The sequence below is a fragment of the Halorubrum amylolyticum genome, assembly GCF_004114995.1.
GTDB lineage: Archaea > Halobacteriota > Halobacteria > Halobacteriales > Haloferacaceae > Halorubrum > Halorubrum amylolyticum.
Genome location: NZ_SDJP01000043.1, coordinates 1 through 20,138 on the forward strand (window position 1 = coordinate 1; position 20,138 = coordinate 20,138).

Genomic DNA, 20,138 nt, shown 5'->3' on the forward strand with positions numbered 1-20,138 from the left:
TCCATACGAAGAGCTTCGTCGAGTCGTCAGCAGCAATGATATGATCTCACGGGCTCACGCTGTGCCGGCTGTCGAGACCTCGGGGTAAACACATACTACTGAACGAAGTGTCCGCGAGGATCAAGAATTGTTAACTGGCATCACAGACAATTGGCCGTATGGACGAGAACACGAACTCGCCAAAAGGGCGCAACCGCATCAGCTCCGTGGACAACGTGTTCAATATCATTGAAACGGTCCAAGAGATGGGACCGTGCGGGGTATCCGAATTGGCGGATCGGATCGATGTCCCGAAAAGTACCGCTCATGTCTATCTCAAAACCCTCGAAGACTTGAGGTACGTGATCAACGAAGACGGCCGATATCGACTGAGCCTCCAGTTCCTCCAGCTCGGCGGCCTCGTCCGCCACAACCGAACCGGCTACCAAGCCGCCCGGTCGGAGATCGGGACCGTCTCCCAGCGGACCGGCGAGGTCGGAACGATCGGGTACGAGGAGAACGGGCTACGGGTGCTCGTGTATCGCTCGGAACCCGTCGAAGGCGTTTCGGACAACGCACCGACCGGAGAGTTCACCAAAATGCACTGGACCGCCGTGGGAAAGGCGCTTCTAGCACAACACACCGACGACGAGATCCGAGACATCGCCGATCGATACGGGCTTCCGGCGGCCACAGAGAACACGATCACGGATATCGACGACCTCCTCGAAGCGATCGACGAGATCCGTGTACAAGGGTACTCCGTCGAAGACGAAGAGCGGGTCAGCGGTATCAGATCCATCGCCGTTCCGATCACCAGCGAGGACCCCGACTCGGAGAACATCGCCATCTCGATAGCCGGCCCGAAACACCGGTTTGACACCGAACGTATCGAAGACGAACTGCTGCCGGAACTGCAGAACGCCGCGAACGTGATCGAACTCCAGTCCCGCCACTACTAACCCGAGAGGCATTACAAGTATACCCATGTAATTCTCTTCGATCGTCGTTCGATATTGTTGAACAAACCGCGTTCGACGGTTCTCGGGGGGACAGGGGATCGGTCGGCACTTGTGTTCGTCAGCCGGTCGGTTATATAATTTTTCTGACTATTCGAATGAAGTACAGTTAATCATACACGTACCGCCCGATCAGACACTACCTCGAAACCGAAACGACATCGATGATTCTTCCTTGGAGGCCCACGAACTGGGACGGCGCTCTGCACCGAAGGCGTTTTCAGACTTATTCGTCGGCGATCCATCGCTGATCTGACCCCGATCTCGGTGTGACGCCCGTCTGCTTCGCGGATTTGAACTGGAACGTCTCGTTTGGCCCGGTATGTGACAGTGTTCATACCTGTACTCAAATATTATATTTTAGAACCTCGGCGGACGTGGCACACTCGATCGGAGCGGTACCGCGGAAGTCTCAGTGCCCGCCGGAGACGAGGTGAAGTCCAACGATTCCAGAGACGATCACAGAAATGAACAGGAGCCGGGCGCCCGTCGCCGGCTCATCGAACAGGGCGATCCCGAGCGACGCGGTTCCGACGGCGCCGATTCCGGTCCACACGGCGTAGGCGGTCCCGATCGGGAGATCCTGTACCGCTCTCCCCAGCAACACCATACTGACGACGAGCGCGACGACGGTGCCAGCCGTCGGAACCGGCTCCGAGAGGCCGTTGGAGTACTCCAGCCCGATGGCCCACGCGATCTCGAACAGGCCGGCGACGAACAGGATGAACCACGACATCACTCCAAGTTCGCACACTGCGTCGAGAAAGCTTTCGATGTGCTCCGAAACGACTGCGGCACACTCAAGATTCTCGGGCTCGTAGCTGATGGTAGTGATCCAGAGCCTCGGTACGGTGTTGTTCGGCGATCCCTTCGCCGTCATGAATACGATCGGCTTGGTCGCGTTCGCGCTCGTCGGGTCGTCGAAGGCGATTCGCGAGGAGTTCGACCTGCTCGGGATCGTGATCGTCGGGTTGGCGATGGCGTTCGCTGGCGGGGCGACTCGTGACCTTTTGGTGGCGCGCGTTCCGCTCGCGCTGCAGTCCCCGATCGAGATCGGGCTGGGGCTTCTCGGCGTCGCCTTGGCGATCGGGTTGAACATCGTGCTGTCCGCCCCGGAGACACATCCGATCACCCTCGTCTCGGACGCCATCGGTCTGGCGGCCTTCTCGACGGCCGGCGCGATCGTCGCGACCGATGTCGGCGTGTCGGCGTTCGGCGTCGTGGCGATCGCGACGATCAACGCGGTCGGCGGCGGTGCATTCGCGGACATCCTCCTCGATCGGGCCCCGTTCATCCTCTTCGAGGACTTCTACGCGAGTTGTGCGGTCCTCGGCGGCAGTGCGTACTGGGTGGCGGGGGCGATAGGTGCATCCGCCGGGACTGCCGCCGCAGCGTGCGCAGTCGTAACCGTGGGAAGCCGGCTGGCCGCGGTCACGTACAGCTGGAACCTCCCGACCGCCCAGAGCTTGGAACCCTAATCATGAGGGGACCGATCCGACCGGCTGTCGTCGCCACACACTCGCGATCAGTCCGGAGCCGACGACGCCGATGAACGAGAAGGCGAGGACAGCGGAGAGCACGTTCGGATCGGAAAACCCGGTCGTCGCGATGAACAGCGCAATCGCCGCGTTTCGAGCGGCGGTCGTCGTCGCCAACACCTCTCGGGTCCCACGTGTTTGCCCGCCGAGACTGTATCCGAGGAGTATCGACGCGATCACAGCGATCGTTGAGAGTCCAAGAGTGCCGGTCCCGAGAAGAGACATCATGCTGTCGCCGTATACGACCACCAACAGCACGATCAACCCAACGAACGTGTAGTTAGAGAGCCGCTCCGCTGGCAGATATAGCTGGTCAGCAAGTGACGGAGTGAGGAACGACAGTCCGAGCCCGAGCAGTAACGGGATCAGTTGGATTCTCAGTACCATTCGCCCGATAGCGAGGGGATCGACGGTAACGTCGCCAGGGAGCAGCAGCAACAACGAGATGGGAATCGTCACGACCGAGAGCGCACAGAGAATCACCATGAGACCGCTCGCGAACGCCACGTCGCTGTCCGAGATCTCTGCGAGTTTCGGACCGAATGGTGCGCCGGGTGAGACTGCAAGCAACACCATCCCGGCCGCGAACCCGGCCTCTACCGAGACTATCTGAACGAAGAGATAGACTATCAGCGGGACCGCGATCAGGTTCACCACCAAAGCGTTCGCCAGCAGCCGACGCTTCCGGAGTGCACCGACCAGTTGGCTCACAGAGAGCTTCACCCCCATCGTGAACATCGTGGACAGAACGAAGACCGCCGTCACGAACTCGACGGCTGCCTCTCCGGATGGCACCACCATTATTTGCGAAACTCACACACAGTTCGCGTGTCGCCTACTTGTCCCCTCCGGTCTCGGGTGAAGTTTGCTTGAGGAGCGTTGGCTTCGCGACGGCTGGAGGACCGTCGCTACTGAAGTGGGGGAATACGCTTCGTCGTATGGCATCACACGACGGGACTAGCGACCTGCTTCGATACTCGACGTGGAACTCTACCTGCTGTGGTCACGCACGCTCTGTGCTACTCCGGAAAGTAACCATAATATAAATGTTTTATCACATATCTCATTATTTTTTATATATTAATATATTGTATTTTATTTGCGCATCTCTATCTGAGACGCATAGCCGAATTATCGACAATAATGCCCTAATACGGTTTAATTTGGCGAAAGAGTCTCTGTTCTACTTCCGCCGATCATCGTTCGATCCCCCAACGTTCGATCTTATCTATTGGGCGTTTTAACGCCTTATTTGGGACTCAAACACCATATTATCAGTTATTTCTCTTTTCGGGCTCGCATGCTGTCCACTATATTATTTATTTATATATCCAAAAAACATATATGAAAGATATATTATGAATTTTCATCGGTATCTTGATCGCTGTGGTGGAAGTCTGCTCCCCGCCCTCAACTTCGGTCCGCCGGAGAGGACGGCCTTTAGGTCGTCCCGATCGAAAGGCTCGGCGTGTCACGCTCCGACGCCTCCGGCTCAGACCCCCCGGACCGGACGCCGGCGTTCGATCAGCTCCGGCGGCCCGCGATCCGGCGGCGCGTCCGAGACGCCATCGCCGAGGAACTGCTCGGCACGCCGCGGAGCCTCGCCGTCGTGCTCGGGTTCACTGCGTTCATGCTCGCGGTCGGTATCGGGTACTACGCGCCCACCGCCGGCGAGGTGCCGGTCTCGCTGTGGCCGTTGTACGCCGACTCGGCCGTCGCGGTCGCGCTCGGCGGAGCCGTTCTGTTGCGTCTCGTTCCGACGGTCCGGCGCGGCGATCGCGTGACCGACGCGCCGGCCTCGCGGGGGCTCGCGTACCTCCAGACCGTCGCGTTCGTCTGGCTGGTCCAGTTCGGACTCTGGCCGCTCGTCTCGCTGAACCTCGCGCTCGGCGACTATATCGCGGCCCCCGACGCGTGGATCTACTACTGGGGCGTGCTCGGGACGCACCTCTGTTTCGTCGGCCTCGCGCTGCTGTTCCCGGCGTTCGGCCGAACGACCCGCGGCGCGCTGGGGCTGGCGCTCGCGCTCGCCGTCGGCAACGTCGCCCTCGACTACGGCGCCGGCTACCACCCGCCGCTCCTCTACGAGCCCGGTCCCCTGCTGGCGGGCGCGACGCTCGCGCTCGGCGTCGGGTCGGTGTGGCTCGCGAACCGGTCGTTCCGGCGGCTCGACGACGATAGTTGAAGACGAGCGCGACGGGATTCTCGCGAGCGGACGTAGTGAGCGAACGTGAAGCCAGTCGCGCCCGCTCCTCACTTCGTTCGTCACGGGCGCGACGGAATTCGAACCGCAGTCACTCCGCTCGCTGCGCTCGCTTCGTTCCCTGCTTCAAATCCTGCTTGTGCCGCTACTGCTCACTTCGTTCGCAGATAGCGGGCACGGCGGGATTTGAACCCGCGATCGAGAGGTTAGGAACCTCTCGCCCTGTCCGCTAGGCCACGCGCCCGAAATGGGTGGAGAAAACGTCGCTGCGGGGATCGGTCGGCGCCGCGGAGTCGATTACGCGCTGGTCTCTTTCTCAGTCTCGGCCTCGGTCTCGAACTCGTCGTCCTCGTCGTCGAGTGTCGAGTCGGTCGCGATCGCGTCGCCGTCCTCCGTGTCGCCCTGCATCTCCTGTAGTTCTTCCTCGACCTGTTCGCGTCCCTTCTTGAACTCGCCCATCGCCTGGCCGGTCGACCGAGCGAGTTTCGGGATCTTGTTCGCCCCGAACAGCAGGACCAACACGAGCAGGATGATGAGGAGCTCCGGCCCCGCCGGAATGCCGCCGATCAGTGGAATCGCACTTGCCATCTCTACACGGTCGTAGCTCTCTGGCGACTATAGTCTTTTTGCCTCGATGAACGAGCCCGCAAACCCGGGAAAGCGGCCTCAAAGCCTCGATCGCGGGGATATCAGACGGCGAGTCGATTCGCGTCCGAGACGGGCGATCCGGCCGATCGAGGACGCTCTTCATTCGAGGCGGTCCCGACTCGACCGGTTCCGTCTCGGCGGATTCCGACTCGACGGATTTCGACCCGGCCGCTCGCGATCGGGTCGCCTCGATCCGGCCGTCGACGGCGAAACGGTGATACCGCGCCGCCGCGACCGATCGGTATGACCGACGTCGGCGACGACGCCCCGACCTTCACCGCCTCGCTCGTGACCGACGAGATCGAACCGTTCGATCTGTCCGACCGCCTCGGCGACGAACCGGTCGTGCTCGCGTTCTTCCCGGCCGCCTTCTCGAACACCTGCACCGACGAGATGGAGGCGCTCCGCGACGGGTTCGACCGCGACGACTGCTCGCTGTTCGGCGTGAGCACCGACCTCCCGCACGCCCTCGCGGTCTACCGGGCGCAGTACGACCTCCCGTTCGCGCTCGTCGCCGACCCGGCCCACCGCGCGATCGAGGCGTACGACGCGATCGAGTCGTTCGAGCACTACGGCGTCGACACGGTCGCACAGCGCGCCGTGTTCGTGATCGACGGCGACGGCGTCGTGACGTACCGGTGGCTCGCGGATGACGCCGGGCAGGAGCCGGACTACGACGCGCTGGCCGAGGCGGTCGCCGAGGCAGCCGTCTGAGAGGGTCCGCTCACGCCGGGTCTCGCAGCTCGTCCAGCGCCTCCGGATTCTCCATCGACGAGAGGTCGCCGGGGTCCTCGCCCCGGTAGACGGACTCGATCGCGCGTCGGATGATCTTCCCCGACTGCGTCTTCGGGAAGGCGTCGACGAACAGCAGCTCGCGCGGTCGGAACGGCTTCCCGTGCTCCTCGCCGACGAGGGCTCGCAGCTCCCCTCGGAGGTCGTCGCTCGGCTCGACGCCGGGTTCGAGGACGACGTACGCGACCACCGCGGTCCCGGTGGTGTCGTCGGGGACGCCGACCGCCGCCGCCTGGTTGACGGCGTCGTGGTCGATGAGCACGCCCTCGATCTCGGCCGGGCCGACCTTCCGGCCGGCGACGTTCAGGGCGTCGTCGGCGCGCCCGTGGAGGAACCAGAACCCGTCGCCGTCCTTCTGCGCGAAGTCGCCGTGGTCCCACAGGTCATCCCACGTCGACCAGTACTCCTCGATGTAGCGCTCGTCGCCCGACCACAGCGACTTCGTCATCGAGGGGCAGGAGTCGCGGGCGACGAGGTAGCCGCGCTCGCTCGCTTCCCTGACCGACTCGCCGGTCTCGTCGACGATGTCGATGTCCATCCCGAGCCCCGGCCCGCCGAGGGAGCAGGGCTTCAGCGGCTGGTTCGGCATCGGCATCAGGAAGCACCCGCATATCTCCGTGCCGCCGGAGATGTTGATTATGGGGCAGTCGCCGCCGCCGACCGCGTCGTAGAACCAGCGCCACGACTCGGGGTCCCAGGGCTCGCCGGTCGAGCCCAGGATGCGGAGCGACGAGAGGTCGTGGCCCTCGACCCACGTGTCCCCGTGCTTGCGGAGCGCACGGATCGCGGTCGGCGAGATGCCGAACTGCGTGATCGCGTGCCGGTCGATTAGCTCCCAGAAGCGGTCGGGCTCGGGGTGATCGGGCGCGCCCTCGTACATCACCACCGTCCCGCCGAACGCGTGGTTCCCGATCAGCGTCCACGGCCCCATCATCCAGCCGATGTCCGAGACCCAGAAGAACCGGTCCGCGGGCTTCTGATCGAAGCCGAAGTGGATCTCCTTCGCGCACTGCGTGAGGACGCCCGCGTGGGTGTGGACGATCCCCTTCGGCTCGCCGGTGGTCCCGGAGGAGTACAACAGCAGTGACTCCTGATCGCTGGGGAGCCGCTTCGTCTCGTACTCGGCCGACCGCGACCCGATCGCCTCGTCCCACGTGGCGTCGCGGTCGGGATGCCACGGGATCGGATTTTCGGAGTCGCCGGCGGCGCTCCCGCCGTCCCCGTCGCCCGCGGGAGTCGCGCCCAGCCGGTCGTAAACGACGGTGTGCTCGACGTGTCCGGCCTCATCGATCGCCGCGTCGGCGGTCGCTTTCAGCCGCACCTCGCTCCCCCGGCGGTAGAACCCGTCGCCCGTGAACAGGACCGTCGGCTCGGCGTCCGCGATCCGGGTCGCCGTCGCCTCCGTGCCGAACCCGGAGAATATCGGCATCGCGATTGCGCCGACCTTCAGACAGCCGTAGAGGATCGAGACGACTTCCGGCACCATCGGCATGTACAGCCCCACCGTGTCGCCCGTCTCGATCCCAGCCGACTCCAAGTAGTTCGCGACGCGGTCGCTCTGTCGCTTGAGCTCGTGAAAGGTGATCTCCCGAACGTCCCCGGGCTCGCCCTCCCAGATCAGCGCAACCCGGTTGCGGGTCGGCGAGTCGACGGCGGCGTGGCGGTCGACGACGTTGTGCGCGACGTTGATCTCGCCGCCGGGGTACCAGTCGGTGAACTGCGGGCCGTCGGCGTCGTTACCGGACTGCGTCCGGTTGCCCGCGGAGCTCCGCTCCGCGCTGTCGCGGACGGCCTCGTACTCGGTATAAAAATCGATGTCGAGGTAGTCGGTTATCTCGTCCCAGAACCAGTCGACGCCGGACTCGGGCTCGCCGTCGACCGCCGAGGTGGTCCGGGCGATCAGCTCCTCGTAGTCGTCGATCCCGTACTCGCGCATGAACGCGGCGACGTTCGTCGACTCGGCGAACGCCGCGCTCGGCTCGTGTACGACCTCGTCTATCCCCTCGTACTCGTCCATCTCGTCCGGCCGTTTTCGCGGTGACCGTAAGTAATTTTCCTGAACGTTGGGCTCCCGCGGATCGACGCACTCGCCGGCGACCGTCCCGCAGTCAGGCTCGCGACCGTCGCCGTGAGGGGTTCGCGTCGATACATGGCCTCGAGTCGTCGCCACACAACGTGAACCCCGTACATGCGGCCCTCCGAGCGCGAGCCTCAGGGCCGGATCGGGACCGAAAAAACGACCGGTACGCCTACTCGTCGTCGGAGTCGGCCGGTTCGTCGTCGGAGTCGGTCGCCGGGTCGGCCCCGTCCTCGCCGTCCTCCTCGTCGCCCGCCTCCTCGTCGGCCTCTGCCTCCTCGTCGGCGTACGCCGACTCGGGCACGATGTCGACGGAGGCGACCGCGTCGTCCGGATCGAGGTTCATCACGATGACCCCCTTCGTGTTGCGGCTCACCGTCGAGATCTCCTCAACACGAGTCCGCATGATCTGGCCGTCGTCGCTCATCGCGAGCAGGTGGTCGCCGTGGGTGACCGCCTCGATGGCGACCGCCTCGCCGTTGCGGTCGCCGGTCTTGATGTCGATCAGCCCCTTCCCGTTGCGGGACTGCAGGCGGTACTCGTCCAGATCGGACCGTTTCCCGTACCCGTTCTCGGTGACGGTGAGCACCCAGTTGTGGTAGTCGTCGTCGATGGCGGCGACGCCGGCGACCGCGTCGCCCTCGCGCAGGTCGATGCCGATCACGCCGCGGGCCGTGCGGCCCATCGCACGCGCCTCCGACTCGTCGAACCGGATCGCCATCCCGTTCCGGCTCCCGATGACGATGTCGGTGCCGCCGTCGGTCACCTCCACGTCGACGAGTTCGTCGCCGTCCTCCAGCCGGATCGCGCGGATCCCGGTCGACCGGATATTGCCGAACTCGTCGACGGCGGTCCGCTTGATGTACCCGTCGCGGGTGACCATCGTGAGGAACTCGTCGTCGTCGAGGTCGTCGGTGTTGACGACCGCCTCGATCTCCTCGCCGTCGTCGAGATCGATGAGGTTGACCGCGGACTTCCCGCGGGCGGTCCGGGACATCTCCGGGATCTCGTAGGTCTTCAGCTCGTAGATCTGTCCGCGGTTGGTGAACACGAGCAGGTAGTCGTGAGAGTTGGCGGCGAATACGGAGGAGACGCGGTCGCCCTCCTTCAGGTCGGTGCCGATGATCCCCTTCCCGCCGCGGTTCTGCGCGCGGAACGTGTCGAGCGACATCCGCTTGATGTAGTCGTCCTCGGTCATGGCGACGACGCACTCCTCCTCCGGAATGAGGTCCTCGTGGGTCACGTCGCCCACGTCCTCGATGAAGCTCGTGCGGCGCTCGTCGTCGTACTCGTCTTTGATCTCCCGGAGCTCGTCGACGATCACCTGATCGAGCTCGCCGGGGTCGGCGAGGATCGTCTCCAGCCGCTCGATCCGGGCGGTCACGTCCTCGTACTCCGACTCGATCTCTTGGGTCTCCATCGAGGTGAGCGACCCGAGCTGCATCCGGACGATGTGGGCCGCCTGCGCCTCGCTGAACTCGTAGTCGGCCTCCAGCGCGGCCTTCGCGGCGTCGCGGTCGGCGGAGTCCTGAATGGACTCGACCACGTCGTCGACCTGTTCGAGCGCCTTCAGGCGCCCTTCGAGGATGTGTGCGCGGTCCTCGCGCTCTTCGAGCTCGTGTTCGGACCGCCGCTGGACCACGTCGCGTCGGTGTTCGACGTAGTGTTCGAGCGTCTCTTTCAGATTCAGCACCTGCGGCGAGCCGTCGACCAGCGCGAGGTTGATGACGCCGAAGGTGCGTTCGAGGTGGCTCTCTAACAGCTGGTTCTTGACGACCTCGGCCATCGCGTCGCGCTTGAGATCGACGACGACCCGAATCCCGTCGCGGTCGGACTCATCGCGGAGGTCGCGGATCCCCTCGATCGCGCCCTCGTTGACGTCCTCGGCGATGCGCTCGACGAGCCGCGACTTGTTCTGCTGGAACGGGAGCTCCGAGATGACGATCCGGCCCTCCTCCTCGTCGACCTCGAACTCGGCGCGGACGCGGAGCCGTCCCCGGCCCGTCTTGTACGCCTTGTGGACCGCGTTCCGGCCGACGATGTTCGCGCCGGTCGGGAAGTCGGGGCCCTTGACGTGCTCCATCAGGTCCTCGACGGTGCAGTCGGGAGTCTCGATCAGCTCGACGGTGGCGTCGATCACCTCGCCGAGGTTGTGCGGCGGGATGTTCGTCGACATCCCGACCGCGATCCCCGAGGAGCCGTTAACGAGGAGATGCGGGAGTGCCGCCGGCAACACATCCGGCTCCTCGAGCCGGTCGTCGTAGTTCGACGTGAAATCGACCGTGTCGCGCTCGATGTCGGCCAGCAGCTCCTCCGCGATCGGGGCCATCCGGGCCTCCGTGTACCGCATTGCGGCCGGCGGGTCGCCGTCGACGGAGCCGAAGTTCCCCTGGCCGTCCACGAGCGGGTAGCGCATCGAGAAGTCCTGGGCCATCCGCGCGAGCGTGTCGTAGATGGCGCTGTCGCCGTGCGGGTGGTAGTCACCCATCGTCTCGCCGACGACGGAGGAGGACTTGCGGTGCGAGGAGTTGCTGGTGACGCCCGCCTCGTGCATCGCGAAGAGGATGCGCCGGTGGACGGGCTTGAGCCCGTCGCGAACGTCGGGGAGCGCGCGGCCCGCGATCACCGACATCGCGTAGTCGATGTACGACTGCTCCATCTCGTCTTCGATGCGGGCGTTCGTCACCTGCGCGGCGCGAACGTCGTCGGGGTCGACGTCTGGTACGTCCGAGCTCATATGTCCACCCACTCCGCCTCGGTCGCGTGCTCCTTGATGAACTGCTTGCGCGGCTCGACGGCGTCACCCATCAGCACGTTGAACATGCGGTCGGCGGCGGCCGCGTCGTCGATGTTGATCCGCTTGAGCCGGCGGTTCTCGGGGTCCATCGTCGTGTCCCACAGCTGGTCGGGGTTCATCTCGCCGAGCCCCTTGAACCGCTGGACCTGGCCCGGGTTCCCGTCGCACTCCTCCTCGACGATCCGGTCGCGCTCCGCCTCCGTCATCGCGTCGTACGTCTCGCCGCGGTACCGGACGCGGTAGAGGGGCGGCTGGGCCGCGTACACGTAGCCCGCTTCGAGAAGCGGCTTCATGTGGCGGTAGAGGAGGGTGAGGAGAAGGGTTCTGATATGGGCTCCGTCGACGTCAGCGTCAGTGTTGTGGGCGCACAGCCCGCCCATCCCCGCGACGAAGTTCTCGTCGGTTTCGACGGAGAAGTCGTACACGTAGCGTCCGGATGGTTCAACCTCTTCGACCCGTCTCACCTCCAGTCCAACGAGGTCGTCGGATATGTCTCGGTATTTCCGCGTTCCATTGTTGTCCCATCCATTCACGACTTTGGGGAGCAGACGGTCGCCGTCTCGATGCGTCTCCCAGACGCTTCTGATCATCGCGAGATCCGAACGTGCCGACACGGTGACGGTGTGGCTGTCGGCGTTCGTCTGGTATCCGCCATCAAGGTCATCGACATCCGTCTTCGAGTGTGACGCCACCACGCCCTGCGCGGAGAGCAGGTACATCACTCCGCTGGCGAGGTGACGCGAGGTCGTCGACCACGTGATCCGCTCTTCGTTCACCGTCCCGTCCCCGTGGAGATAGCCGCGGAGGAACGCCTGCTGGCAGTCCGCCGAAACGTCGAAGACGAGGTTTGGGATCGTTTTCTCGCTCGCTCGGGAACCGTCGAATCCGAACACGTGTTCCCAGACGACGGCCGCAACGCGGTTGACGAGTTTTATCTCGTCGACACGGTCGTCGTACCGACTCCGCTTCGCCGAAATACCAAATACGTGTTCGAACGCGTCCTGATACGCTTCGGCCAGCGACTCGTTGTTCGAACCTATCGCGAGTCGAACGCCGTTCCGGGGAGAACTCGAACCGTCTGCCGCGTAGATACCGAGTAACTCGAAGAGCGTCTCGTCGAGTTCGACGTACCGATCGACACCGTGATCCGCATAGTGTTTCGGCGTCAGTTCCACGGTCGCGTCGTCGGGTATCTCGTCGAGGTCGTCCACAGAGAGTTCGCTCACACGGACGTAATCTCGGACGCGGTTCGTTTGCGCCCCCTCGTACTGTTCGTTCCAGCGCTGATCGAGGAGCGAGTCTGTAACTGACACGTTTTCCATCACGGCGGACGCCGAGATGCCGACGGCGTCACAGTACGCTTGGAAGTTCGAAACCGTCGGACGCGAGTTCCCTCGCTCCCACTGCGACACCGTGATGGGCTGGGCGATTCCGACCGCGTCACAGACGTCTTGTTGGGTGAGTCCGGTCTCCTCCCGCTGTTCGCGAAGCGTCGTTCGAACCGATTCAGGAGCCTCGACTCGCGGTTCGGCCCGAGCCACGACTCCGCCGTCTGTCGCGTACTCCTCACGAACGCGCTGTTTGAACAGTTCCTCGATCCCCGGACCGCGCGCGAACAGTTCGGAGTCGAACTCGCCAGACCGTTCGACAAGCTCCGCGAGAAGGTCGATCTCCTCTCCGTCACGGTCACCCGAAAGCGGCACAGACCGTGGTGCGACTACCTGATCGCCGGGATCGATTTCGTCGCCTCTCGCAAGTTCGATCTCGCCGTCGCGATGGACGAACACGCTGTGCGAGGCGGTGACTTTCAGGTTCCGTCCGTAGGCGGTCTCGATCTCGTACAACGGCTCGTCGATCTCGTGTCGGATGACCTGATCGATCGCTCGGAACTTCGTCCGATTGTCGTCCCTCCCGAAGCAGAGAACCTCGTAGTCCTCGTAGCCGTTTCCGTCGGCCTCAACCACGCGATCGATGAACTCCCCTATCTCCACGAACTGTGTGTTTCCATCCGCGTCGCGGACGAATCCGTGTTCCTCCCCGTCGACGCTCATGATGATGATCTTGTTGTACCGCACGTCGTCGATATCGAACTCCTCGCCGATCCCCGCGCCGATCGCGGTGATCAGCGCGCGGATCTCGTCGTTCTCGAGGATGCGGTCGAGCCGGTGCTTCTCGACGTTGAGGATCTTCCCCTTCAGCGGGAGGATCGCTTGGTTCTCGCGGTTTCGGCCCTGCTTGGCCGAGCCGCCCGCGGAGTCGCCCTCGACGACGAACAGCTCCGCCTCGGTCGGGTCGCGCGTCTGACAGTCGGCGAGCTTGCCGGGCAGCGCCATCGACTCCAGCGCGGACTTCCGCCGGGTCAGCTCCTCGGCCTTTTTCGCCGCCTTGCGCGCTCTGGCGGCCTCCGCGGCCTTGTGAACGACCTTCCGGGCGGTGTCGGGGTTCTCCTCGAAGAAGGTCCCGAGCTTCTCGTGGGTCGCGGACTCGACGATGCCGCGGACCTCGCTGTTGCCGAGCTTCGTCTTCGTCTGCCCCTCGAACTGCGGGTCGGGGTGTTTCACCGAGATGACCGCCGTGAGCCCCTCGCGTACGTCCTCGCCTTTCAGGTTGGCGTCGAGATCGTCGACGAGCCCGTGCTCGTTGGCGTAGTCGTTGACCGTGCGCGTCAGGGCGGTCTTGAAGCCGGTGAGGTGGGTGCCGCCCTCGCGGGTGTTGATGTTGTTCGCGAACGCGTGGACGGAGCCCTGCAGCTCCTCGGTCGCCTGCATCGCGACCTCGACGTGGATGTCGTCCTGCTCGTCCTCGAAGTAGATGACATCGTCGTGGATCGGCGTCCGCGTCTCGTTGAGATAGCCGACGAACTCCCGAATGCCGCCCTCGTAGCGGAACGTCTCCTCGTCGCCCGCGTCGTCGACGGCCTCTTCGTCGCGCTCGTCGACGAGCGAGACGGCGACGCCGGAGTTGAGGAACGCCAGCTCGCGCAGCCGGTTGGCGAGCGTCGAGAACTCGAAGGCGGTCGTCTCGAAGATCCCCTCGTCGGGCCAGAATCGGATGTAGGTCCCGGTGTCCTCGTCGTCGTTGAGATCGCGCACGCGCTCGAACCCGTCCTCGGCGGGCTCGCCGCGGGCGAACTCGTGGCGGTAGACGCCGCCGTCGCGCTTGACCTCCACTTCGAGCCGTTGGGAGAGGGCGTTGACGACGCTGACGCCGACGCCGTGGAGCCCCCCGGAGACCTGGTAGGACTTGGAGTCGAACTTCCCGCCGGCGTGGAGGACGGTCATGATCACTTCGAGCGCCGGTCGGTCGTACTTCTCGTGGGTGTCGACCGGGATCCCGCGACCGTCGTCGCTGACGCTGACGGAGTTGTCGTCGTGGATCGTCACCGTGATCTCGTCGCAGTACCCCGCGAGCGCCTCGTCGATGGAGTTGTCGACGACCTCGTAGACGAGATGGTGGAGCCCCCGACCGTCCGTGGACCCGATATACATCGCCGGACGTTTACGGACGGCCTGCAGGCCTTCGAGGACCTGAATCTGGCCGGCTCCGTAGTCGCTCTGCTCTGGCATAGAACTTGGCGGAGGTAGTCCGTGCCGGCTTATAAAGCCGGCGCACGCGCGCGGGCGTGTGAACGGAAGACAACAGTAAGTAACGATCTCGGCAACTTACCGATCGTCGAGAACGGCCCGCGCGCGCTCGATGACCGCGGCGCGGACTCGGCCCGGAGCTGCGGCCGCGCCGCCGTCCCCGAACCGAACGGGCGTCTCCCTCGCGATCGCCTCGACGACCCGGTCGGCGACCGCGTCGACGGTCGCGCCCGCACCCCGCCGATCGAGGTCGTCGACGACCCGGTCGAACCGGTCGTCGGTGGCGTACGTCGCGGCGATCGCCTCGGAATCGTCGAGTGCCGGACTGCCGCGGTCGCCGTCTGTGCCACCCTCGTTCGCACCTGTCGCCGCTCCCTCTCGGAGAATCTTTTCCCGTCCTCCGCGCTTGTTGCGCACGACGACGCCAGCGGCCGAACCGTCTCGCCACGCCGACTCTGGAACCGTGTATCTCTCCGGGTCGAAATCGCGGGCGTTCACCTCGCGTTCGACCGCGTTGACCGGGGCGAGGCCGACTCCCTCGAAGATGGCCGCGGCGGCGTCGGGCGGCCGGAACGAACCCGGCTCCGACCCCGCCCGCGACCCGATCCACACGTCAGTCCCGAGGAACGGCGGGAGCCGGTCCCAGTCGTAGTCGGTCCCGCGGTGGTGGGTGGCGACGCCGAAGAAGATCACACCCTCGGGATCGTCGACGGCGTCTCGGAAGGCCTCGCGGTCGAACCGCTCGCGGATGTGTCTGACGGCGGGCCGGAGCGCTGGCGGGACCGCGTCCGGTTCCGGGTACGTCGTCTCGGGGTCGCCGAAGCGGAGGAGGCCGGACTCGTCCATTCGGAACCGGAGCCCCGTCCCGTCGATCAGTTCGAGGAGCCAGAGGTGGCCCGTGAGGATGTCCTCGGAGGCCTGCGAGCCGCGAACGTCGGGGAGGGGTGGGAACGAGCGCATGGGTGGGCGACGATGGATCGTCGAAGCGTGCGTTCCGGAACGGGTTGGCTCTTGGGGGTCGCCGGCACGGCTCGCTGCGCATCCTGATTCGGACCGAGCGTGTCGCCCGTTCCCACAGCTACAAGCCGCCGCCCGGCGTATCGACCCTCGATGCTACCGATCGCGGACTCCTTCGAGCACGACTATCAGGGCTGTGAGATCCGGTACGGTCGCGGGCGCGTCGCCGAACTCGGCGACGTACTCGATGAGGGAGACCTCGGCGACGCGCTCGTCGTCTGCGGCTCGAACGTCGGCGCCAACGACGACCTCATGGACCCGATACGCGAGGGGCTCGGCGACCGGCTCGCCGGGATCTTCGACGGGACGACCCCGGACAAGCGCGTCGAGGAGGCGTTCGACCTGCTCGACAGGCGGGCGGAGATCGGCGCGGACTGTCTCGTCGCCGTCGGCGGCGGGAGCAGCCTCGACGTGGCCCGGCAGGCGACCCTGCTCGACGTCGACGGGCGGGACCTCGCCGACCTCCGCACGGACGCGGAGGACGGCGCCGACGCGCTCGGCGACCTCGCGCCCGGAACCGACCCCGCGATCCCGTTCGTCGTGATCCCGACGACGTTCGCGGGCGCGGACCTCTCCACGGGCGGCTCGCTGGAGGTGCTGGCCGCGGACGCGTCGCCCACCGGCCAGCCGATGACCGTCAGCGGCGCGGGCGCGATGCCGACCATCGACCTCGCGGACCCGGTGCTGTTCGAGACGACCCCGCAGTCGGCGCTCGCGGGCTCGGCGATGAACGGGTTCGACAAGGGGATCGAGACGCCGTACGCCGCCGACGCCTCGCCCGTGAGCGACGCGACCGCGGTCCACGGGACCCGGCTCCTGCGGGATGCGCTCCCGCACGTCGCCGGCGACCGCCCCGACGATCCGGCGGCGACCGACCGCGCCGTAGTCGGCGCGCTGCTCGTCCAGCTCGACCGGAAGATTTCGGTGATCCACGCGTTCGGCCACGGGTTCGCGCGCCGGTACGACGTACAGCAGGGGAACGTCCACGCGGTGGTCGCGCCCCACGTCCTCGCGTACCTCTTCGACGAGGTGGACGCGAGCCGGCGGGCGATCGCGAACGGGTTCGATGTCGCGACCGCGGGCCGCGACGACGCCGCGATCGCCGAGGACGTGGTCAGCGAGGTCGCCGCGGTCCGCGACTCCCTCCGGGTCCCCTCGCGGCTCCGCGAGTTGGACCCGATCGACGAGGGCGACTTCCCCGCGATCGCCGAGTACATCGCCGACGACTGGTCGATGGACCGCGCTCCAGCCGACCTCGACGCGACGCCCGAAGCGATCGAAGGCGTGCTGCGCGAGGCGTGGTGAAGGTTGTTTATAAACAGACGTGCGGTGGCGCGCCTCCGAGCGGTCGCCATCGGCGACCGTGAGGAGTCCGCGAGGGACGCGGTGAGCGCTCGAAGAGCGCGAACCGCGAGGCTGGGGAGGCGTGAGGTTGCGGTGCTGTGCGGTTGGGCGGGTCTCGCGGCTAGGGCTTTGGCGGAGTTCACCGCCGATCTGCTGTCGACTACTTATAAACGAGCGACCGAATCTCTTGTCCGGAGCTCACCAGAACAACCGTCTTAATCGTCGGCGGGCGCGTCCGGGCGGTACGCCTCGCTTATGGCCTTCCACTTCCCGGAGCGGAACCGCCAGTAGTTGATCGCGGCGGGGATCGTCGTCTCGGCGACGAACGCGAGGTACACCCCCCACAGCCCGATCGCGGGGAGCGCGACCTCCGGGATCGTCACGCCGAGGCCCGGCACGTCGATCGCGGGCGTCGCCTCGCGAGCCCCGACGTACGCCAGCGGGATCGACACGCAGAACATCCCGAGGAACTGGCTCGCGAAGGGGATCTTCGTGTCGCCGGCCGCGTCGAGCGGCCCCGCCGCGCCGCCGGAGATCCCTTGGAAGACGACGGCGACGCACGCTGCGTACACGAGGTTCACGGCGATCGGGATCTCGGGGTTCTCCGGCGTCTCGGCGAACAGCGTCACGATGTCGGTCGCGAAGACGGCCGTCAGCGCCGCGAAGACCACGTACGTCGCCACGGAGAAGCGGATAATGTCGCGGGCGTACGCCTCCGCCTCCGCGGGGTCCTCGCCGCCGAGCTCCTGCCCGACCAGACTGGAGGAGGCGAGCCCGAACCCCCAGCCGGGCGTGTTCATGATCCCCCAGATGCGGCGGGCGATGACGAACGCGGCGACGGTGTTCTCGCCGAACACGTCGAGGATGGCGAGCATCGGGAACTCCGCGACGGTCCACACGAGGTTGCGCGCGCCCACCGGGAGCCCGATCTCGAAGAGGTCGCGGAGCATGTCCGGGTTCACGTACGAGCCGAACGGGCTGATCGAAATCGGGAACTCGCCGATCCCGGGGACTCGCCCCCGCACGAGTCCGATCGTGAACGCGGCGACGGCGACCACGTTCGAGAGGACGGTGCCGAGCGCGGCGCCCTCGACGCCCCAGCCCAGCCCGAAGATAAACGCGGCGCTCAAGACGATGTTCGCGACCGCGCCGCCCGCCCGGACCTGCATCGCGGTGTAGGCGTCGTCACACCCGACGAGCACCCGGCTGCCGACGAGGTTGAGCGCCGCGAAGGGGACGCCGAGCCCCACGATCCGGAGGTAGTCGGCGCCGAACGCGATCGCGGCCTCGTTGCTGCTCAGCACGTCGATGAGGCGCGTCGGGAACGTCCAGAAGGCGACCGAGACGGGGATCGTGATGAGGATAGCGAGCAGGACGCTCGCCCGGACGGCGTCGCCGAGCTCCCCGTACGCCTCCGCGCCGAAGCGCTGAGAGACGAGAGCGATGGTGCCGCCGGCGACGCCGCCGCCGAGCGCGAACGCGAGCCCCCAGTAGGGGCCGGCGAAGCCGACGCCGGCGACCGCGCTGGTACCGACGGCGACGCCGACCATCGCCACGTCGACCGCGTTCTTCGACATCCGGGCGATCCCCGTCACGATCCGCGGCCACGCGAGGTCCGTGGTCCGGACCACGCGGTGCCGGTCGATCAGTCCCGCCCTCGCGAGGGCGAAGCCGATGTATAAGATTAGCGCGCGGAAGGGGTTCGGAAGGCGGGCCACTGCGGATACGCCCCTTTCTCCGTGGGTAGTAAAGGGATTTCGTCACGCGGCGGGCGTTTCCGGATCGGGGGACCGAACCGCGGCGACGAGGCCAGTTCCGACCTCGGGAGCCGAGTGCGCGCCCGACCTCACGCCCCCGAGACGAGGTACACCGAGGCCGCCGCGAACGCGATCCCGAGCGCCTTCCGCGCGGTGAACGACTCGCCCAAAAAGAGGAAGCCGATCACCGAGGAGAACACGAGGAACATCGCGAAGATCGGGGTCACGACGCTCACCGGGCCGAGCGCGAGCGAGCGGTACAGCGCCAAGATGCCGATTCCGAGGAAGACGCCGGCCGCGAGCACATGCGCGATCTTCGGCGAGGCGAGGTGTTCGGTGAGCCCCTGTCCGGTGTACGCGAGCACGCCCACGGCCATGCAGATGAGAAGCGAGTTCGAGACGACGACGGCCACGTCGCTCGGGATCGCGTCGGGGCCGGTCGTCGCGACGCGCATCAGCGGCGAGACCAACGCGTACGCGCCCATCGCGAGCAGGGCGTACGGGAGATACGTGGGTTGCATACCGGACGCGTCGGTGCCCTGCGCGAAGTTCCTACCGGAACCGGCAGGCCGAGGGCGACCGCCGTACCAGAACCGGTAGGCCGAGGGCGACCGCCGTACCAGAACCGGTAGGCCGAGGGCGACCGCCGTACCAGAACCGGTAGGCCGAGGGCGATCGACGCCGCCGTCGGTAACTACGGCGTCGGTTTGAGTCTCCGGTGCCCTTTTGAGACGAGCGTCTGTATCGCCGGGTATGGTACGACCCTCCCGTCGGGACTTCCTCGGTGGAAGCGCCCTGACGCTCGCAGCGCTGACCGGCTTCGTCGACCCCGCGACCGACCGCTCGCGCCCCGGCGGCGCGCCGACCGACCTCGACGTCGACGTCCCCGCCCCGTTCGCCGACGCCTTCCTCCCGGTGCCGACGGCGGAGGCGCTGTCGACGACGTACGCGACCGTCATCGCCGATCGCGTCGACGCCGACGCGGCAGCGGACCTGTCCTACCGCGCCCGGTCCGCGACCGAGGCGCTCGGCGTCGACGCCGACGCGCTCTCGGCGACGGTCTCGGTCACGTCGGCCGACCGCGGGTCCCGCGTGCTGACCGCCGCGGGCTCGTTCGACCGGATCGATCGCGGCGAGACGCTCGCGGTCGGCGAGGGCGACGGGAACGGTTCGGGCGGCGACGAGGGGAGTTCGGGCGACACGGACGCCGAGACGACGGGCGACCTCCCGGCCGGCTGGCGGCTCGCGGTCGACGGCGAGACCGCGCTCGTCTCCGGTGACGGCGTGGCCGCGGCCGCGACAGGCGGCGCGCCCGCACGGGGGAGCGGCGAGAGCGGCGGGGGCGACCGGCGATCCGAGACCGCCCGGGCCGCCGGCCGCGCC

At 66.2% G+C, this 20,138-nt stretch carries 14 protein-coding genes, 1 tRNA gene and 3 pseudogenes; 7 read left to right on the forward strand and 11 right to left on the reverse strand.

Annotation, left to right across the window (positions count from 1 at the left end):
- Positions 1–158: 158 nt before the first annotated feature.
- Positions 159–332, forward strand: a pseudogene (locus tag ESO89_RS19245) (helix-turn-helix domain-containing protein); the annotation flags it as partial.
- Between the two features lie 9 nt (positions 333–341).
- A complete protein-coding gene (locus ESO89_RS17080) occupies positions 342–941 on the forward strand; it encodes an IclR family transcriptional regulator (protein WP_241686284.1) in 600 nt (199 codons plus the stop codon).
- Between the two features lie 469 nt (positions 942–1,410).
- On the opposite strand, the gene ESO89_RS17085 is transcribed toward ESO89_RS17080, so the two are convergent.
- Positions 1,411–1,734, reverse strand: coding sequence for a DMT family transporter (locus ESO89_RS17085; RefSeq protein ID WP_128906635.1), 324 nt, complete (start codon positions 1,732–1,734; stop codon positions 1,411–1,413).
- Between the two features lie 88 nt (positions 1,735–1,822).
- On the opposite strand from ESO89_RS17085, the gene ESO89_RS17090 reads away from it, so the two are divergent.
- A complete protein-coding gene (locus tag ESO89_RS17090) occupies positions 1,823–2,476 on the forward strand; it encodes a trimeric intracellular cation channel family protein (protein ID WP_128906636.1) in 654 nt (217 codons plus the stop codon).
- On the opposite strand, the gene ESO89_RS17095 is transcribed toward ESO89_RS17090, so the two are convergent.
- On the reverse strand, positions 2,477–3,337 hold the full coding sequence (locus ESO89_RS17095; RefSeq protein ID WP_206731789.1) for a bile acid:sodium symporter family protein: 861 nt from the start codon (positions 3,335–3,337) through the stop codon (positions 2,477–2,479). It lies immediately after the preceding gene.
- 667 nt (positions 3,338–4,004) lie between these two features.
- Here ESO89_RS17095 and ESO89_RS17100 point away from each other — a divergent pair.
- The gene (locus ESO89_RS17100; protein ID WP_241686283.1) at positions 4,005–4,721 is read left to right on the forward strand and encodes a DUF1405 domain-containing protein; all 717 of its coding nucleotides are present in this window, start codon (positions 4,005–4,007) and stop codon (positions 4,719–4,721) included.
- A 189-nt stretch (positions 4,722–4,910) separates the two neighbouring features.
- Here the strand turns inward: ESO89_RS17100 and ESO89_RS17105 are convergent.
- Positions 4,911–4,983: transfer RNA gene (locus tag ESO89_RS17105), tRNA-Arg, on the reverse strand.
- Positions 4,984–5,036: 53 nt separating this feature from the next.
- Entirely contained in the window at positions 5,037–5,327 is a 291-nt protein-coding gene (locus tag ESO89_RS17110; RefSeq protein ID WP_128906638.1) for a Sec-independent protein translocase subunit TatA/TatB, read from the reverse strand.
- A gap of 303 nt (positions 5,328–5,630) precedes the next feature.
- On the opposite strand from ESO89_RS17110, the gene ESO89_RS17115 reads away from it, so the two are divergent.
- Positions 5,631–6,101, forward strand: a complete 471-nt coding sequence (locus tag ESO89_RS17115; RefSeq protein ID WP_128906639.1) for a redoxin domain-containing protein — start codon at positions 5,631–5,633, stop codon at positions 6,099–6,101.
- A gap of 10 nt (positions 6,102–6,111) precedes the next feature.
- Here the strand turns inward: ESO89_RS17115 and ESO89_RS17120 are convergent, their stop codons facing one another.
- The 5 genes and pseudogenes from ESO89_RS17120 to ESO89_RS17135 all read right to left on the reverse strand — a co-directional run bounded on the left by ESO89_RS17120 (position 6,112) and on the right by ESO89_RS17135 (position 15,597).
- Positions 6,112–8,196 carry an AMP-binding protein gene (locus ESO89_RS17120; protein ID WP_128906640.1) on the reverse strand — a complete coding sequence of 695 codons (2,085 nt, stop codon included), beginning with the start codon at positions 8,194–8,196 and terminating at the stop codon, positions 6,112–6,114.
- Positions 8,197–8,428: 232 nt separating this feature from the next.
- Positions 8,429–10,993 carry a DNA gyrase subunit A gene (gene gyrA, locus ESO89_RS17125; RefSeq protein ID WP_128906641.1) on the reverse strand — a complete coding sequence of 855 codons (2,565 nt, stop codon included), beginning with the start codon at positions 10,991–10,993 and terminating at the stop codon, positions 8,429–8,431.
- A pseudogene (locus ESO89_RS19305) lies at positions 10,990–11,409 on the reverse strand (DNA topoisomerase IV subunit B); the annotation flags it as partial. The gene gyrA and the pseudogene ESO89_RS19305, both read right to left, overlap by 4 nt.
- 6 nt (positions 11,410–11,415) lie before the next feature.
- A pseudogene (locus tag ESO89_RS19560) lies at positions 11,416–14,619 on the reverse strand (DNA gyrase subunit B); the annotation flags it as partial.
- 96 nt (positions 14,620–14,715) lie between these two features.
- Positions 14,716–15,597 (reverse strand): hypothetical protein, encoded by an 882-nt coding sequence (locus ESO89_RS17135; protein WP_128906643.1) that lies wholly within the window; start codon positions 15,595–15,597, stop codon positions 14,716–14,718.
- A 150-nt stretch (positions 15,598–15,747) separates the two neighbouring features.
- Between ESO89_RS17135 and ESO89_RS17140 the strand changes: the two genes are divergently transcribed.
- A complete protein-coding gene (locus tag ESO89_RS17140; protein WP_128906644.1) occupies positions 15,748–16,959 on the forward strand; it encodes an iron-containing alcohol dehydrogenase family protein in 1,212 nt (403 codons plus the stop codon).
- 254 nt (positions 16,960–17,213) lie between these two features.
- On the opposite strand, the gene ESO89_RS17145 is transcribed toward ESO89_RS17140, so the two are convergent.
- A complete protein-coding gene (locus tag ESO89_RS17145; RefSeq protein WP_128906645.1) occupies positions 17,214–18,716 on the reverse strand; it encodes an MATE family efflux transporter in 1,503 nt (500 codons plus the stop codon).
- A 128-nt stretch (positions 18,717–18,844) separates the two neighbouring features.
- Positions 18,845–19,276, reverse strand: coding sequence for an EamA family transporter (locus ESO89_RS17150; protein WP_128906646.1), 432 nt, complete (start codon positions 19,274–19,276; stop codon positions 18,845–18,847).
- A gap of 232 nt (positions 19,277–19,508) precedes the next feature.
- Here ESO89_RS17150 and ESO89_RS17155 point away from each other — a divergent pair.
- A partial coding sequence (locus tag ESO89_RS17155; RefSeq protein ID WP_128906647.1) for a twin-arginine translocation signal domain-containing protein occupies positions 19,509–20,138 on the forward strand: 630 nt, incomplete at its 3' end.